The sequence below is a fragment of the Chryseobacterium sp. Bi04 genome (assembly GCF_918698085.1).
Lineage (GTDB): Bacteria > Bacteroidota > Bacteroidia > Flavobacteriales > Weeksellaceae > Chryseobacterium.
This window is the reverse complement of sequence record NZ_CAKKLP010000002.1, coordinates 141,348-157,510: the sequence shown is the minus strand read 5'-3', so window position 1 is coordinate 157,510 and position 16,163 is coordinate 141,348. Positions and strand designations below refer to the sequence as shown.

The window sequence follows — 16,163 nt, the reverse complement described above, 5'->3', positions numbered from 1 at the left end:
TTTAACAATTTGGAAAAAGGCAAATCTGTATCTACTTGAATATGATATAATTACATAGAACTAAAAGATATCTTTATTTATATAATCATAAAAAAAGACTTCATTTCTGAAGCCTTTACATAAATTTTATCTTTATTTCTAATCGTTAGGAATTCTTTTGCTATCATAGGGATCACTTCCAAGCCCCAAAACCGGGATAAAAATAAATCCTAAGAAAAACAACAAAAGGGTATATAAAGGTGTCTCTTTTGCAAAACCTTTCGCTAATCTGTCGTTGACTACCCAACTTGCAAAAAGGTTAACAAAGGGAATAAAAAATAAAATAATCCACCAAGTAGGTTTCTTTACAATATCCAGTAAAACAATGATATTGTAAATAGGAACAAATGCAGCCCATGCATCTTCCCTTCCTGCTTTTTGGAAGATTTTGTACATACAGTATCCATAAAATATATAGACCAGTAAACTTATGAACATTGTTCCGATTCCCAATCCGGCTGCCGCTGCTCCGGACACCGCATCTACCCCATCATAAGGGTCTGTTTGTAAAATAGTTAACATATTAATTTTTTTTATTAGTTTCCTCAAATATAAAAAAAGCTTCTAAATAATTAGAAGCTTTTCTTGTATATTTTAAATGTATCTTTTTAAATACTCTTATGCATCAATTTTTGCATACTTAGCATTTTTCTCAATAAATTCTCTTCTTGGCGGAACTTCATCCCCCATCAGCATTGAGAAAACACTATCTGCTTCTACAGCATTATCAATAGTTACCTGCTTTAAAATTCTATGTTCAGGATTAAGAGTAGTCTCCCAAAGCTGCTCAGGATTCATCTCTCCAAGACCTTTGTAACGTTGTACTTCTACTCCTTTTCCGTCCGGAGACATTTCCAATGTAAACTCTTCACGCTCTTTTTCATTATAGGCATACATTTTTTTGTTTCCTCTTTTTAATAAATACAAAGGTGGCTGAGCAATATAAATATATCCGTTTTCAATAAGTTCTTTCATATATCTGAAGAAGAACGTAAGAATCAGGGTAGAAATGTGAGATCCGTCAATATCGGCATCGGTCATGATTACAACTTTATGGTATCTCAGCTTAGCCATATTCAATGCTTTGCTGTCTTCTTCAGTTCCTACAGAAACTCCAAGGGCAGTATAAATATTTCTAATCTCTTCGTTATCATATACTTTATGAAGCATAGACTTCTCTACGTTTAGAATTTTACCTCTTAACGGAAGAATAGCCTGGAAGTGTCTGTCTCTTCCCTGTTTAGCTGTACCCCCTGCGGAATCTCCCTCTACAAGGAAGATCTCAGATTCAGCCGGATCTTTGGACGAACAGTCAGAGAGTTTTCCCGGAAGACCAGAACCTCCCATTGGAGATTTTCTCTGAACCATTTCACGGGCTTTCTTTGCTGCCTGTCTTGCTTTTGCAGCCAGTACAACTTTTTGAACAATAATCTTAGCTTCATTAGGATTCTCTTCCAAAAAGTTAGTCAGCATTTCCCCTACAATCTTATCAACAGCACCAGAAACTTCGGAATTTCCTAATTTCGTTTTGGTCTGTCCTTCAAACTGAGGTTCCATTACTTTTACAGAAATTACAGCTGTTAATCCCTCACGGAAGTCATCTCCCGTAATTTCTACTTTTTCTTTTGCCGGAAGCCCCAATTCATCTGCATATTTCTTTAAAGTTCTTGTTAGAGCTCTTCTGAAACCTGCAAGGTGAGTACCCCCTTCGTGAGTATTAATATTATTAACGTAAGAATGTAAGTTTTCGTTGAAAGATGTATTGTAACGCATTGCTACTTCAACCGGAATATCATCTCTTTCACCTTCCATGAAAATCACGTGCTCCATAATAGATTCACGGCTTCCGTCAATATAGGCAACAAATTCTTTCAGACCTCCTTCAGAATGAAAAATTTCGGTTTTAAAAGAGCCATCTTCCAATACCTCTCTTTCATCGGTAAGCGTAATTGTAATTCCTTTATTAAGGTACGACAGTTCTCTTAAACGACTCGCTAACGTATCATAGTTATAAACTAATTCTGTAAAAATAGTATCATCCGGCTGGAAAAACTGTTTTGTTCCTCTTTTATCGCTGTTACCAATTTCCTCTACTCCCGTTTGAGCTTTTCCTTTAGAATACACTTGCTGATAAACATTTCCGTCTCTGTAAACGGTAGTTATCATTTCGTTGGAAAGTGCATTCACACACGATACCCCTACTCCATGAAGACCTCCTGAAACCTTATAAGAATCTTTATCAAACTTACCTCCGGCTCCAATTTTTGTCATTACAACCTCAAGAGCGGACTTTTGCTCTTTCTCGTGAAAATCAACCGGAATACCTCTACCATTATCACTTACTTCAATTCCGTTTCCTTCTTTAATGGCCACAAAGATCGTGTCGCAGTATCCTGCCAACGCTTCATCAATAGAGTTATCTACTACTTCATAAACCAAATGGTGAAGACCTCTTGTCCCTACATCACCAATGTACATTGAAGGACGCATACGAACGTGCTCCATTCCTTCCAATGCCTGAATACTACTAGCTGTATATTGTTTCTGACTCATATTAAATATTAAAAATCTTGCTATATGCAAAGACTTACAAATATCGTGATTTTTTTCGAATTATGAAAGTTAAAATGTGTCAAAAAATGTAGACTTTTCTTAGTGAAAACTTAAATAACAGCGGACTGGTAAAAGATTCAAAATTAACTGGTCTACCTGAATAATCAGCTGTTTTAAATCATACTTAACATCAATAATTTATACGTAAATTTATTTACTGAAAAGTTGATATTATGGATGATTTTATTGCTGCACGTGCCCAGATGGCACTTTCTTTGGGCTTTCATATCATATTCTCCTGCGTGGGTATGGTAATGCCCTTCCTTATGGCCTTTGCCCACTGGAAATACTTAAAAACAAATAATGAAGTATATAAAGGTCTTACCAAAGCCTGGAGTAAAGGGGTAGCCATATTATTTGCTACTGGTGCTGTTTCCGGAACTATGCTTTCCTTTGAACTGGGGCTTCTATGGCCGGGATTCATGAAGCATGCAGGTCCTATTTTTGGAATGCCGTTTTCCTTGGAGGGAACAGCATTTTTTATTGAAGCTATTGCCATTGGCTTCTTTTTATATGGCTGGGAAAGATTCAATAAATGGTTTCACTGGTTTTGTGGTTTCCTTGTAGGGGTAAGCGGGCTCGCTTCCGGAATTCTGGTAGTGGCGGCCAATGCCTGGATGAACTCTCCTACCGGCTTCGATTATATTAACGGGCAGTATCTGAATATTGATCCTATCAAAGCTATGTTTAATGACGCATGGTTTCCACAGGCCCTTCATATGACTGTAGCTGCTTTTTGTGCTACAGGATTTGCTGTGGCCGGGGTGCATGCTTTATTGATTATTAAGAAAAGGAATGTGGAATTTCATACCAAAGCTTTTAAAATTGCTGTTGGATTTGCCCTTATAGGTGCTTTTGGAGCTCCTTTAAGTGGTGATATTGCGGCAAAGTCTGTAGCAGAAAGACAGCCTATTAAGCTGGCTGCAATGGAAGCTCATTTTGAAACGGAAAAAGGAGCCGCCTTTGTGATCGGTGGAATTCCTGATGAAGAAAAGGAAGAAATAAAATACGCAATAAAAATCCCCAAGGTCCTGAGTTTTTTAGTGAGCAATGATTTCAATGCTGAAGTAAAAGGTCTTAAAGATTTTCCAAAAGATGAATGGCCCCCAATAGCCGTTACCCATTATGCATTTCAGATTATGATCTTCTTTGGAGTGATTATGATCTGTATTGGGGTTATCTACTTATATGCTTCATTCTTCAAAAAAGAATGGCTGAAGAAAACCTGGCTGTTAAAAACATTTTTAATTGCCACGCCCTTCGGATATATTGCCCTGGAAGCCGGATGGACAGTTACTGAAGTAGGCCGGCAGCCCTGGATTATTTACGGAATCATGAGAACCATAGATGCTGTAACACCAATGCCGGGAATACAATATTCCTTCTATTTCTTCACTGCTATTTTCGTATCATTATCACTGATTCTTGTTTTCCTGTTAAAAAGACAGATACAGATGGTGCCTAAGATTTATGACCCTACAGACCCACAGTTTAACGATAAAAACAAAAAATCATGATCTACATTGTTATAGGCTTTCTATGGCTTTCCATTTGTCTTTATATGATTCTGGGAGGCGCTGATTTCGGAGCGGGTATTGTAGAGCTTTTCACCAATAAAAAAGCCCGTCATAAGACCCAGGAAATCATGTATGAATCTATTGCCCCGGTTTGGGAAGCCAATCATATGTGGCTTATCATTGCCATTGTTATCCTTTTTGTAGGATTTCCTGAGATTTATACTACCATGTCTACCTATCTCCACATTCCTTTAGTACTGATGCTTTTAGGTATTATTGCAAGGGGAACAGCTTTTACATTCAGGCATTATGATGCTGTGAAAGATAACTGGCAGGTTTTATATACCCAGATATTTTACTACGCCAGTCTTTTAACTCCTTTTTTCCTGGGGTTAATAGCTGCAGCTACAGTTTCTCATTCCATCAATCCTGACGCTACCAATTTTCTGGATCTCTATATTTTCAGCTGGTTAAACTGGTTTGGGGTTTCTGTAGGCTTATTTACCGTAGCACTCTGTGCATACCTTGCTTCCATCTTTTCATTAAGAGAGACAAGAGATAAGGCAGATCTGTTACTGATGATCAGAAAATCTAAACAAACTATGATCTTTGTAGTCATTACCGGAATTCTTGTGTTTTTCACAGCTTATATTTCTGACATTCCCCTTGTAATGTGGGTATTTTCAAAACCTTTAGGAATTATGGCTATTGCTTTTGCCACTATCGCTTTATTACTCATCTTCAAGGCTATGAACCGGCAGAAATTACTGCCCGTGCGAGCGCTTGCCGGTTTTCAGATTGTGATGATCCTTGTAGCAGCAACCTACCAGCATAATCCTGATATTATTTTACTGGCAAACGGACAGCATCTTTCACTTTTCACTACTGCAGCTCCGGCTAAAACCATTTCTGCATTGGGATGGGCGCTGATGCTTGGCTCTTTATTTATCCTGCCATTTTTATTTTATCTGATGGCTTCGTTTAGTAAGTTGAGAAAATAAAATACTAAGCAATGCAGCAGTATAATAATACCAGTGAGCTTATTGAAACACTAAATAAAAACTATCTTCTCTATGATCAGGAGTTTGATGATATTAAAGAAGAGCAAAAAGACCTTCAGAAACCTGGAATTGATAAAACACCATCACAAAATATTTCTTATCAGATCGGATGGACCCATTTACTCGTAAAATGGGAGTCTGACGAAAAGAAAGGAATAGAGGTAAAAACACCTACCCCTGAATATAAGTGGAATAATTTAAAAGGCTTATATCAGTCATTTTATGATCAGTACGGTTCATACAGCTTGCAACAGCAAAGAAAGATACTGCAAAAGCAGGTTCATGAAATTATAGAATGGTTAGAGCATCTTGACCACGAAACATTATTTGTTCCTGAGCAAAGAAAATGGGCAACAACACCTGCAAAGTGGCCGGTCTGGAAATGGGTGCACATTAATACCGTAGCACCCTTTAAAAATTTCAGAGCTCAATTGCGAAAATGGAAAAAAGAAACCGGTACAGACTAATTCTGTACCGGTTTTTACTATTTATTTCGCTAAAACTTATACCAGTTTCATCAAAAGAACTTCATCAATCTTATCAACCTTCACAAGATTATTCTTGGTCAAAGTCTTAGAAGCTTTATCCCATTTTTTTCCTGATAACTGGCTTCTTTCTTTTACTTCTGCCAAAGCAATTGCATCTTCCTGAGAATTCAGAATTTCAATAATTACTTTCTCATCTTCTCCCAATTCAATCTGAGGAACGGTTTTCTCCGGTCTCATCTGAGGGAAGAATAGAACTTCCTGGATAGAAGCATTATTCGTTAAGAACATAATCAATCTGTCCATCCCGATTCCTAATCCTGAAGTTGGTGGCATACCGTACTCAAGAGCTCTTAAGAAATCCTGATCAATGAACATCGCTTCATCATCACCTCTTTCAGATAAGGCCATTTGAGATTCAAAACGCTCTCTCTGATCAATAGGATCATTAAGCTCTGAATAAGCGTTTGCAATTTCTTTACCACATACCATTAATTCAAAACGCTCCGTTAAACCTTCTTTACTTCTGTGTTTTTTAGTCAGTGGAGACATTTCAATCGGGTAATCGGTAATGAATGTTGGCTGAATGAAGTTTCCTTCACATTTTTCACCAAAAATCTCGTCGATTAATTTTCCTTTACCCATTGTTTCATTCACCTCAATTCCGATAGACTTCGCAAAATCATATAATTCCTGCTCCGTTTTTCCGGTGATATCAAAACCTGTAAATTTCAGGATGGCTTCTGTCATTGAAACTCTTGGATAAGGAGCTTTGAAATCTACATTATGCTCTCCAAAAGTAGCTGTTGTAGTTCCGTTCACCTGGATAGCACAGAATTCCAATAATTTCTCCGTGAAGTTCATCATCCAGTTGTAGTCTTTATAGGCAACATAGATTTCCATTGCGGTAAACTCCGGGTTATGAGTTCTGTCCATTCCTTCATTTCTAAAGTTTTTAGAGAACTCATATACTCCGTCAAAACCACCTACGATTAATCTTTTCAGATATAGTTCGTTGGCAATTCTTAAATATAATGGAATATCTAAAGCATTATGATGCGTGATAAACGGTTTTGCTGCTGCTCCTCCAGGAATAGACTGTAAAATAGGAGTTTCCACTTCAAAGTATCCGGCATCATTAAAGAAAGTTCTCATCGCATTGAACAGCTTTGTTCTCTTTACGAAAATTTCTTTCACCTGTGGATTTACTGTTAAATCTACATAACGTTGTCTGTATCTTAATTCAGGATCCGTAAATCCGTCGTGTACTACTCCGTTATCATCAGTTTTAGCCTGAGGAAGAGGACGTAAAGCCTTAGTAAGAAGGGTAAAGTTTTTCACTAAAACGGTCATCTCTCCTACCTGAGTGGTAAACAAAGTACCCTCAATACCGATAATATCACCAATATCCAAAAGGTGTTTGTACACTTCGTTATATAATTCTTTGTCTTCTCCCGGACAGATCTCGTCTCTGTTAAAATATACCTGGATCTTACCCTTAGAATCCTGCAATTCAGCAAAAGAAGCCTTCCCCTGAATTCTGCGGGACATTAATCTACCAGCGATCTTCACCTGTTTATTCTCAGAAAAATCCTGTTTTATAGATTCTGTAGTATCTGTAATAGTATACTCTTCCGCAGGGAACGCATTAATCCCCATTTCAGTAAGCTTGTTCAGCTTTTCTCTTCTAATGATTTCTTGTTCTGATAATTGCATTTCTTATTTTTCTAAAAGCGTACAAATTTAGTCATTTTTGAGGTGACCATCAATCGCTTTTCAAGAATTTTTTCAAATTGTGAGGATGAATGGTAAATTTTGTAACTAAGATACGAGAAGATAAGAGTAAAGACAAGAGACAAGAGACTTAGAGATATGAGACATGAGACTTGGAGACTTGAGATGATAACTGAATTGCCAATCTCTTTACACTGTTACAGAATTCCAATTCTGAACATTGCCCCTCCTAGTGAATTTGCTTTATCGTGAAAATAGATCAAGTTGTACCGCAAATTGACCATTGAAGTTTAAAACCAGTCTTTACGATTCTGTTTAGGAATAAATGTCCAGGCCAGTATTCTGCTTATTTTTTGTCCCTGAGCCATATCGATGATCTTAAATTCCATTACTTTTATCTTTTTTAAAAGCGAAGTAAGTTTATGGAGATTATCTTTTTTAGAAACAAGACATGTAAACCAAAGAACCTGTGATGAATACAGTGAACTCTCGTTAATCATTTTTGTAATGAAAGCAAGTTCACCACCCTCACACCATAATTCTGTCTGCTGTCCTCCAAAATTAAGTAATGGTTTTTGGTTCCTGGAACGATTAAGGTTTTTTGTTTTTCTTATATTTCCCTTCATGGCAGATTCCTGAGAATCATGGAAAGGGGGATTACACATTGAAAATGTAAAACGGTCCCCTACATTAATGATATTTTTGAATATATGTTCGGAGTTTTTTTGATGTTTTAACTGAATAGCTGATGAAAGATCAGGATTTTGATCTAAAATAAACTGAGCATTAGCCAAGGAATCTTCACTGATATCCGTTCCCGTCATGGTCCATCCATAAGATCTATGGCTGATCAGGGGGTAGACAAGATTCGCTCCTACTCCAATATCTAAACCTTTTACAAAAGCTCCGGTAGGAACTTCACGTTGGTGCTCAGCTAACAGGTCTGCCATATAATGTACGTAATCTGCCCGTCCCGGAATAGGCGGACATAGGTTAGTGTCAGGAATATCCCAGTTTTTAACCTTATAAAAATGTAACAGTAATGCTTTATTGAGCAGCTTAACCGCCTGAGGAATACTAAAATTAATGGTTACCGTCTGATAAGCATTAACGAAAACATACTGCTTCAGTTCCGGCACACAAGAAATGAGCTGATCAAAATCATAAGGATTACGATGCAGATTTCTTGTGTGCAAACTGGATTTTTCAGTAGACATATTTTATTTCTTCTGACTTAAAATATACTCCACCATCTTTTTAGCATCTTCTTTAGATACCTGTGGATGGGCAGCCATAGGGACACCTCCCCAAACTCCACTTCCGCCTTCTATAATCTTGGAAGCAAGCATATCCAAATCCTTTTCAGAATACCTACCAGCTATTTCCTGATAAGAAGGTCCTATCATTCTCTCTGTAACAGAGTGACATCCTGAACAGTCCAATGTTTCGATGATCTGATCACCTGAAAGATTAGATTTTGCAGGTTCTGAAACAACAGCGGTTTCAGAAGATGCAGCCACATCTGCTGTATTTTCTTTTTTAGAACAGGAAAAGATCAAAAGACCTAAGGCTCCTGCCAAAAATATATTTTTCATTATTTCTTTGCTGTAGAGTCTGTTTTAGCAGCTTCAGGAGCGGGTGTAGCCGGAGTTGCAGCAGCCGGAGCAGCAGTTTTAGCCGTAGAATCTACTACAGTTGTTACTTCAGGTTCCGGAAGCATGGTGTTGCTGTCCTGTAATGAATGATCTGTCTTTTTTGAACAGTTTATGACTAATAATCCTCCGATAAATGCGATAGCTAATACTTTTTTCATTGTTTTCTAATTTGGAAGCAAAAGTATAAAAAATAAAGTTTTAAACTTATGACAAATGTTTTCTTTGGAAAATATTTTTTCAAAGAAAAAATTTAAAATTAGTGATGATAAATAATTCATTAATTAGGGATATTTAAATTTGATTAGTATTTTTGCAGTCATAATTACCGAAATCAAAAGCAATATTATTAATTTAAATTTATGATTAGAAAAAACGCATTGAGTACAATCTTATTTGTTGTACTTACTTCCCTCACCTTATCCTGTGACAATTCATCGCATGATGATCAGAAATCAGAATACTCCGATGAAATAGAATCTGTAACCCTTTTAAAAACAACAAAATCATGGGATGGAACACTATATCCCAACTATCCGAACGGACAGCCGGAAATATCAGTTCTCAGAATTTCAGTTCCTCCTCATAAAGCACTGAACTGGCACAAACATCCGGTTATCAATGCAGCTTACATAGAAAAAGGAGAAATCCAGATCGAGAGAAAAGAAGACGGCAAAACCCAGTGGATCAAACAGGGACAGGTAGTTCCGGAAATGGTAAACATCGCCCACAGAGGCAAGACCGGAGAAAAAGGGGCCACCTTAATAGTCTTCTATAGTGGAACCACAGACCTTCCTTTATCAGAACCGGTGAACTAAATGATTTTTTTTGAACAGAATTTTTGAAATTTACTATTCATTCTAAATTGATATTAAAAAGATATTATTAAATTTAAGCTATGATTTTACTATCAAAAATTCTGTTTTTTACCAGTCATCATGGTTTTTATACTGTGATCCTCATCATTTTATTCTTTGGGTTACTCTCCTATCTGACAAGAAAAGCATGGTTTCTGGCTCCTATTCTCCCTTTGGCCATTCTAAACGGATTTGGCGGGCAGTTTCTGAATGCCTGGTTCTTACATAAATATGGTGTGGAAAGCACCGCTATTATCACTTCTGATGTGGAAACCAATTCTACATTGAATGAAATGTATATTCATGATTATGAAGCTATTGTAAAGAAGCAGGACGGAAAATATGTTTCCACCTATTTTTCTACCACTTCCGCTTCAATCTACCCTATTGAAAATGCCATCAGAATTCCCCGGATGGAAGAACCATTTCCGGTAAAATATATCCCGGGATATGAAAAAAACATAGTCATTCTTTATAATCAATCTGAAGAAGGAAAGATGGCTGTTAAATATTCAAAGCTTGCTCCGGTTAATTCTGCAAAGATTAAATATGAAGCAGACAGAACCAATAAAGATTTTATCCGGGAGTATATTTCAGCATTAGAAAACTATCTAAAAGATTATGATGATGAAACTTACGAAACAAAGCTAAAAGAACTCAAACAGGAGCTTGAACAGGCGAAATAATAAATTTTAATACTTCTTTTTTTATTTTTTTCAAATTTTTATTCTTTGTATTAAAAAAATTTCTACATTTGTCCCATGTTAAATATGAGCAACAATATTTGGTGGTGGCTTTCAAACTCTTCGTCGGGTCTGGAGGTATTGTCATGTTGCTAATCATAAGCAGAATTAATTTAAAATACAATATATAGGCTTTGACGGATTCCGTTAAAGCCTTTTTTTATTCCTTACTCTCACCTAAAAAATAAAACTACAGATGTTTACTGATACTATCAAAATAAAAACTGTTTCGAAAAAAACATTAGGAGATCTTCATACTCCAATGAATATTTATCTTAAAATCAGAGATAAATTCAGGGACACCATCCTTTTGGAAAGTTCTGATTCAAAGAGTATTGACAACAACTTTTCCTTTATTGCCATCAATGCTATTGCAGGAATTGAAGTGAAAAACCTCAACGAATTTGAAGTTAAACTTCCTAATTCCGCTCCTGTAAAACAATTGATCATGGAGCGTGATATTATTGAGATCTTTGAAAGCTTTCGCACTGTTTTCAAATGTGAAAAAACAGATGATCCCATCGAGCAAACTGCTCAAAGTCTTTTTGGATATACAAGTTTTGAAGCCGTACAGTTTTTTGAAAATGTAAATCTAAAGGAGCAAAGCCCGGAAGTAGAGCTTCCGATCCTCAGATACCGACTGTATCAATATGTGATTGCCATCAACCATTTTAATGATGAGATGTATATTATTGAAAATCAGATTGACGGTATAAAATCTGAGCTTCACTTTTTGGAAAATATTATTAAAAATCAGAACACCCCGGTTTATCCTTTTGAAAAAAACGGCCAGGAAACCTCTAATATTACTAACGAGGATTATATCGAATTGGTAAAAACAGCTCAAAAGCACTGCATGAGAGGGGATGTATTTCAATTGGTTTTAAGCAGAAGGTTTGAGCAGAAGTTTAAGGGTGATGAGTTTAACGTGTACCGGGCTTTAAGAAATATCAATCCTTCTCCTTATTTATTCTATTTTGATTACGGAAATTACAAACTATTCGGATCAAGCCCAGAAAGTCAGCTGATTATTAAAAACAACAAGGCCATTATTCATCCAATCGCCGGAACATCCAAAAGAACAGGAAATTTTGAAACGGACCTTGAATCTATCGAAATATTAAAAGCCGATCCAAAAGAAAATGCAGAGCATACCATGTTGGTAGACCTGGCAAGAAATGATCTTGGAAAGCTTGGAAAAAATGTAACCGTTACCAAACTTAAAGAAATTCAATTATTCTCCCATGTTATTCATATGGTAAGTGAAGTGACAGCAGATCTACCCGAAAACATCAATCCTCTTGAAATGGTTTCTGCAACTTTTCCACAGGGAACTTTAAGCGGAGCACCCAAGCACAGAGCTTTACAGCTTATCAATCAATATGAGAAAGATTCCCGTGGATATTACGGTGGATGTATTGGGATGATAGGCTTGAACGGCACCTGTAATCAGGCTATTATGATCAGGACATTTTTAAGCAAAAACAATACCCTGTATTACCAGGCGGGAGCCGGAATTGTGGCCAAATCTGTCCCTGAAAATGAATTACAGGAGGTGAATAATAAATTGAATGCGCTGAAAAAAGCGGTAGAAAAAGCAGAAAAAATAGTTAAAAGTTAAAAATGGCAAGGTAAAACAAATACCATAAACAGTAAACCTAACCTGACAACTCACCAACAATTGGCCAATCAAAAAAAATAAAAAAATGAACAACAATATAAATAACCAACACTCAAAATCTAAAGTTTTAGTTTTCGACAATTACGACAGCTTCACTTATAACCTTGTTCAGATCATCGAAAGAATTCTGGATCAAAAAGTGGATGTAATAAGAAATGACAAGATTACATTAGAAGAGGTTGGAGCCTATGATAAAATAATTCTTTCTCCTGGCCCCGGAATTCCTGAAGAAGCCGGAATTCTATTGGATCTCATCAAAGAATATGCTCCTACCAAAAGTATTTTGGGTGTATGTCTTGGTCAGCAGGCTATTGCAGAAGCTTTCGGAGGAAGCCTCATCAACCTGTCTGAGATTTTTCATGGAGTGGCAACGGCTACTGAAATTATAAAAGAAAACACTATAGTTTTCAAAGGGATTACTTCAGGTCTTGAAGTAGGAAGATACCACAGCTGGGCAGTGAATCCTGAAAATTTCCCTGAAGAACTGGAAATTACCGCAGTAGATAAAGACGGAATGATCATGGCTTTACAGCATAAAACCTATGATGTACATGGTGTACAGTTTCACCCGGAAAGTATTTTAACACCTGAAGGAGAAACCATCATTAAAAACTTTCTTTTACAATGAAAACAACGGAAATCTCTTCAACAATAAAAACACCCCAAATGAAAGAAATACTGCAATACCTGTTTAATCATAATACGTTATCAAAATCTGAGGCAAAAGCTACCATGATTGAAATTGCCCAGAATAAATTCAATGCTGCAGAAGTGACTGCCTTTGTCAGTGTTTTTCTGATGCGTAATATTACATTAAAAGAATTGGAAGGCTTCAGAGAAGCTCTTTTGCAAATGGCTGTTCCGGTAAATATAGAGGCTAAAGACACCATCGATATTGTAGGAACAGGAGGTGACGGAAAAAACACAATCAATATATCAACATTGGCCAGCTTTGTAGTGGCCGGAGCCGGGCAGAAGGTAACAAAACATGGAAATTACGGAGCTTCAACCACTACAGGCTCATCCAATGTACTGGAGGAACTTGGATATGAGTTTAAAAATAATTCAGATCAGCTGAATGAAGATCTTGAAAAGGCTAATATCTGTTTTCTGCATGCTCCTTACTTTCACCCTGCCCTTCAATCCGTTGGATTATTGAGAAAATCATTGGGATTGAGAACTTTTTTCAATCTTCTTGGACCTTTGGTAAATCCTGCAAAGCCACAATATTCTGTCATTGGAGTATACAACCTGGAAATTGCAAGAATATATCAGTATCTCCTGCAAAAAGAAGATCGTGATTTCATGCTCGTTCACGGATTAGACGGTTATGATGAGATCAGCCTGACTGATGACACTAAGATTATCACTAAAAATGGTGAAAGCATCTACTCTGCAGAAGATTTAGGCTTTAATCCTTTAACACTGGAAGGTATTAAAGCGGGTAATACCATTCAGGAAACCGCAAAGATATTCAGAAATGTTCTGGAGGGCAAAGGTACAGAGCAGCAGAATTCCGTAGTGCTGGCCAATGCTTCCGTATCGCTTCATCACACCCATAAGTTTGGATCTTATGAAGACTGTCTTCTTTTGGCTAAAGAAAGCCTGGAAAGCGGAAAAGCACTGAAGAGTTTTGAACTTTTAATAAATTGAAAGTAAAACACAAAGCTGTTTAACCACCATTATAACTTCTATCTAAATCAAAATGACTATACTGGATAAAATTATTGAAAGAAAAAAAGAAGAGATTGCGGCTGCAAAATCCAATATTTCTGTTGACCGATTAAAAGATGCAGCATTTTTTGGAAGAAAGGCCTATTCTCTGAAAGAATCTGTAAAAAATAAAAACGGAATTATAGCTGAATTTAAAAGGCAATCTCCCTCAAAAGGAATTATCAACAACACGAATTCTCCTTTAGAGGTAGTTTCTGCCTATGAAAATTTCGGGGCGAGCGGAATTTCTATCCTCACAGATAAAGATTTTTTCGGGGGTGATCTCAGTGATATTCTGACTGTAAGAAATCAAATCAATATTCCTATTTTGAGGAAAGATTTTATGGTTGATGAGTATCAGTTCTACGAAGCAAAAAGCATTGGAGCGGATGCTGTTTTACTGATTGCATCCTGTCTTTCGCCCAATCAGGTGCAGGAGTTCACAGAATTAGCCCATGAGCTAGGCCTGGAGGTTTTACTGGAAATTCATACCGAGGAAGAATTAAAACATTTTCATTCAAATATTGACCTGGTGGGAATTAATAACCGAAATTTAAAAGATTTTAAAGTTGATTTACAACATTCTGTACAGTTAAAAAATTTACTTCCAAAAGACGTTTTATCTGTAGCAGAAAGTGGTATTTACAGTCTTGAAGACTTCAGCTATTTAAAAGAAAAAGGATTTGATGCCTTTCTGATGGGTGAATATTTTATGAAGAATTCTAATCCAACAAAAGCATTTCAAGAGTTCAGCATTAAAATCGGCCAATAAAGCTGTTTGAGAATGTGAGAATAAATGAGTAACAACAAAATATATACTGAATGAACCTGCACCCTCACCTCAAAGTATGTGGCTTAACAAATACTGAACAGATTCAGGAGCTGATTGATATGAAAACAGATTTTCTCGGCTTTATATTTTATGACAAATCCCCGAGATATGTGCTGAATCATCTGAGTCTTCAAGATATTGCAAACATTGAACATTCAGGAAAAACGGGTGTTTTTGTGAATGAAGAGGTAGATCAAATTCTGAAAATAGCTGAGAAAGCCCATTTAAATTACATCCAGCTTCATGGCAATGAAAACCAGAATTTTATCATTGATTTAAGAAAAAAGCTAAGTCCGGAAATTAAAATCATTAAAGTCATAAGAATCGGCAATGACACGGTAGAAAATAAGAGTAAAATACAGCAGATTATCAATTCTCCACTCTCAGCCCTCGATTATTTGTTATTTGACACAGACAGCAAAGCCTTTGGAGGAACCGGAAAACAGTTCGACTGGACCTTACTGAATGCATTTGAAATCCCTCTCCCTTATTTTTTAAGTGGCGGTATTTCAGAAGAAAATATAGAAAATATTAAATCATTACACCAAAAACCTTTTGCTTTAGACATCAATTCAAAATTTGAAATTGAACCCGGCAATAAAGATATCAACAGAATTAAACGGTTTGCATCAATATTGTACAAGAAAGAGTCCCAACGGGACGAGTTACCATAGAATTGGACACAGTCCAATTAACCAAAAACACAAAAAATGCCACAATCATTAGTCAAAAATTATGTTCACATCGTATTCAGCACGAAATACAGAGAGGATTTTGTTGATGAAAAAATAGAAAAGGAATTGCATTCTTACATTGCTGTATTGTGCAAAGATTTTGAAAGCCAGGCATTAAAAATAGGAGGCACAGATGATCATATCCATATTCTCTGTAAACTGTCCCGAAAAATTGCATTGATGAAATTAGTTCAGGAAATCAAGGCACATTCATCAAAATGGATCAAAACAAAAGGTAAGAAATATGAAAATTTCTTTTGGCAGGATGGTTATGGAGCTTTCTCGGTTGGAGAAAAAGATATTAGTATTGTAATGAATTATATCCAAAACCAACGTCAGCACCATCAGAAACAAAATTTTAAAAATGAACTCATTGAAATATTAAAAAAACATAAGATGGAATATGACGAAAAATATTTATGGGATTGATAAAATGCAAAAGCAGGAGGATTTTATCCTTTGCTATTGATTAAATTGCCTCTTCGGGACTCTTTGTTTTAAT

Annotated in this window: 17 protein-coding genes; 11 read left to right on the top strand and 6 right to left on the bottom strand. The window is 36.3% G+C overall.

Features of this window, described 5'->3' with window-relative positions; translation table 11 throughout:
- Positions 1-138: 138 nt before the first annotated feature.
- Both LQV47_RS05025 and gyrB read right to left on the bottom strand, forming a co-directional pair.
- Positions 139-561: a DUF5684 domain-containing protein gene (locus LQV47_RS05025; protein WP_230034497.1), complete on the bottom strand. Its 423-nt coding sequence runs from the start codon at positions 559-561 to the stop codon at positions 139-141.
- 96 nt (positions 562-657) lie between these two features.
- On the bottom strand, positions 658-2,592 hold the full coding sequence (gyrB, locus tag LQV47_RS05020; protein ID WP_230034494.1) for a DNA topoisomerase (ATP-hydrolyzing) subunit B: 1,935 nt from the start codon (positions 2,590-2,592) through the stop codon (positions 658-660).
- A 233-nt stretch (positions 2,593-2,825) separates the two neighbouring features.
- Here gyrB and LQV47_RS05015 point away from each other — a divergent pair, with 233 nt between their 5' ends.
- Genes LQV47_RS05015 through LQV47_RS05005 form a run of 3 tightly spaced genes read left to right on the top strand, consistent with a single transcriptional unit; the run spans position 2,826 to position 5,697 of the window.
- A complete protein-coding gene (locus LQV47_RS05015) occupies positions 2,826-4,169 on the top strand; it encodes a cytochrome ubiquinol oxidase subunit I (RefSeq protein WP_230034492.1) in 1,344 nt (447 codons plus the stop codon).
- A complete protein-coding gene (locus LQV47_RS05010) occupies positions 4,166-5,170 on the top strand; it encodes a cytochrome d ubiquinol oxidase subunit II (protein ID WP_230034490.1) in 1,005 nt (334 codons plus the stop codon). The genes LQV47_RS05015 and LQV47_RS05010 overlap by 4 nt, the downstream gene beginning before the upstream one ends.
- An 11-nt stretch (positions 5,171-5,181) precedes the next feature.
- Positions 5,182-5,697 carry a ClbS/DfsB family four-helix bundle protein gene (locus LQV47_RS05005; RefSeq protein WP_230034488.1) on the top strand — a complete coding sequence of 172 codons (516 nt, stop codon included), beginning with the start codon at positions 5,182-5,184 and terminating at the stop codon, positions 5,695-5,697.
- Between the two features lie 36 nt (positions 5,698-5,733).
- Here LQV47_RS05005 and lysS read toward each other — a convergent pair whose 3' ends face one another.
- The 4 genes from lysS to LQV47_RS04985 all read right to left on the bottom strand — a co-directional run bounded on the left by lysS (position 5,734) and on the right by LQV47_RS04985 (position 9,262).
- Positions 5,734-7,431, bottom strand: a complete 1,698-nt coding sequence (gene lysS, locus LQV47_RS05000; protein ID WP_230034486.1) for a lysine--tRNA ligase — start codon at positions 7,429-7,431, stop codon at positions 5,734-5,736.
- 308 nt (positions 7,432-7,739) lie between these two features.
- The gene (gene rlmF / locus LQV47_RS04995) at positions 7,740-8,666 is read right to left on the bottom strand and encodes a 23S rRNA (adenine(1618)-N(6))-methyltransferase RlmF (protein WP_230034484.1); all 927 of its coding nucleotides are present in this window, start codon (positions 8,664-8,666) and stop codon (positions 7,740-7,742) included.
- Between the two features lie 3 nt (positions 8,667-8,669).
- Positions 8,670-9,044 carry a c-type cytochrome gene (locus LQV47_RS04990; RefSeq protein ID WP_230034482.1) on the bottom strand — a complete coding sequence of 125 codons (375 nt, stop codon included), beginning with the start codon at positions 9,042-9,044 and terminating at the stop codon, positions 8,670-8,672.
- Positions 9,044-9,262 (bottom strand): hypothetical protein, encoded by a 219-nt coding sequence (locus tag LQV47_RS04985; protein ID WP_230034480.1) that lies wholly within the window; start codon positions 9,260-9,262, stop codon positions 9,044-9,046. The genes LQV47_RS04990 and LQV47_RS04985 overlap by 1 nt, the downstream gene beginning before the upstream one ends.
- A gap of 201 nt (positions 9,263-9,463) precedes the next feature.
- Between LQV47_RS04985 and LQV47_RS04980 the strand changes: the two genes are divergently transcribed.
- From LQV47_RS04980 to tnpA, 8 genes are all read left to right on the top strand, one after another.
- Positions 9,464-9,919, top strand: coding sequence for a cupin domain-containing protein (locus LQV47_RS04980; RefSeq protein ID WP_230034478.1), 456 nt, complete (start codon positions 9,464-9,466; stop codon positions 9,917-9,919).
- An 80-nt stretch (positions 9,920-9,999) separates the two neighbouring features.
- On the top strand, positions 10,000-10,644 hold the full coding sequence (locus LQV47_RS04975) for a hypothetical protein (protein WP_230034476.1): 645 nt from the start codon (positions 10,000-10,002) through the stop codon (positions 10,642-10,644).
- A 253-nt stretch (positions 10,645-10,897) separates the two neighbouring features.
- On the top strand, positions 10,898-12,322 hold the full coding sequence (locus LQV47_RS04970) for an anthranilate synthase component I family protein (RefSeq protein ID WP_230034474.1): 1,425 nt from the start codon (positions 10,898-10,900) through the stop codon (positions 12,320-12,322).
- Between the two features lie 85 nt (positions 12,323-12,407).
- Positions 12,408-13,010 (top strand): aminodeoxychorismate/anthranilate synthase component II, encoded by a 603-nt coding sequence (locus tag LQV47_RS04965; protein ID WP_230034472.1) that lies wholly within the window; start codon positions 12,408-12,410, stop codon positions 13,008-13,010.
- A 38-nt stretch (positions 13,011-13,048) separates the two neighbouring features.
- The gene (trpD, locus tag LQV47_RS04960; protein ID WP_230034470.1) at positions 13,049-14,035 is read left to right on the top strand and encodes an anthranilate phosphoribosyltransferase; all 987 of its coding nucleotides are present in this window, start codon (positions 13,049-13,051) and stop codon (positions 14,033-14,035) included.
- 52 nt (positions 14,036-14,087) lie between these two features.
- On the top strand, positions 14,088-14,867 hold the full coding sequence (gene trpC / locus LQV47_RS04955) for an indole-3-glycerol phosphate synthase TrpC (RefSeq protein WP_230034462.1): 780 nt from the start codon (positions 14,088-14,090) through the stop codon (positions 14,865-14,867).
- 50 nt (positions 14,868-14,917) lie between these two features.
- Entirely contained in the window at positions 14,918-15,601 is a 684-nt protein-coding gene (locus LQV47_RS04950) for a phosphoribosylanthranilate isomerase (protein ID WP_230034460.1), read from the top strand.
- A gap of 36 nt (positions 15,602-15,637) precedes the next feature.
- Positions 15,638-16,090, top strand: coding sequence for an IS200/IS605 family transposase (tnpA, locus tag LQV47_RS04945; RefSeq protein ID WP_230034458.1), 453 nt, complete (start codon positions 15,638-15,640; stop codon positions 16,088-16,090).
- The last annotated feature ends 73 nt before the right edge of the window (positions 16,091-16,163 follow it).

Bases quoted from the DNA above. Each gene is read 5' to 3' on its own strand.
- LQV47_RS05025 (WP_230034497.1), bottom strand. From the start codon at position 561: ATGTTAACTATTTTACAAACAGACCCTTATGATGGGGTAGATGCGGTG.
- gyrB (WP_230034494.1), bottom strand. From the start codon at position 2,592: ATGAGTCAGAAACAATATACAGCTAGTAGTATTCAGGCATTGGAAGGA.
- LQV47_RS05015 (WP_230034492.1), top strand. From the start codon at position 2,826: ATGGATGATTTTATTGCTGCACGTGCCCAGATGGCACTTTCTTTGGGC.
- LQV47_RS05010 (WP_230034490.1), top strand. From the start codon at position 4,166: ATGATCTACATTGTTATAGGCTTTCTATGGCTTTCCATTTGTCTTTAT.
- LQV47_RS05005 (WP_230034488.1), top strand. From the start codon at position 5,182: ATGCAGCAGTATAATAATACCAGTGAGCTTATTGAAACACTAAATAAA.
- lysS (WP_230034486.1), bottom strand. From the start codon at position 7,431: ATGCAATTATCAGAACAAGAAATCATTAGAAGAGAAAAGCTGAACAAG.
- rlmF (WP_230034484.1), bottom strand. From the start codon at position 8,666: ATGTCTACTGAAAAATCCAGTTTGCACACAAGAAATCTGCATCGTAAT.
- LQV47_RS04990 (WP_230034482.1), bottom strand. From the start codon at position 9,044: ATGAAAAATATATTTTTGGCAGGAGCCTTAGGTCTTTTGATCTTTTCC.
- LQV47_RS04985 (WP_230034480.1), bottom strand. From the start codon at position 9,262: ATGAAAAAAGTATTAGCTATCGCATTTATCGGAGGATTATTAGTCATA.
- LQV47_RS04980 (WP_230034478.1), top strand. From the start codon at position 9,464: ATGATTAGAAAAAACGCATTGAGTACAATCTTATTTGTTGTACTTACT.
- LQV47_RS04975 (WP_230034476.1), top strand. From the start codon at position 10,000: ATGATTTTACTATCAAAAATTCTGTTTTTTACCAGTCATCATGGTTTT.
- LQV47_RS04970 (WP_230034474.1), top strand. From the start codon at position 10,898: ATGTTTACTGATACTATCAAAATAAAAACTGTTTCGAAAAAAACATTA.
- LQV47_RS04965 (WP_230034472.1), top strand. From the start codon at position 12,408: ATGAACAACAATATAAATAACCAACACTCAAAATCTAAAGTTTTAGTT.
- trpD (WP_230034470.1), top strand. From the start codon at position 13,049: ATGAAAGAAATACTGCAATACCTGTTTAATCATAATACGTTATCAAAA.
- trpC (WP_230034462.1), top strand. From the start codon at position 14,088: ATGACTATACTGGATAAAATTATTGAAAGAAAAAAAGAAGAGATTGCG.
- LQV47_RS04950 (WP_230034460.1), top strand. From the start codon at position 14,918: ATGAACCTGCACCCTCACCTCAAAGTATGTGGCTTAACAAATACTGAA.
- tnpA (WP_230034458.1), top strand. From the start codon at position 15,638: ATGCCACAATCATTAGTCAAAAATTATGTTCACATCGTATTCAGCACG.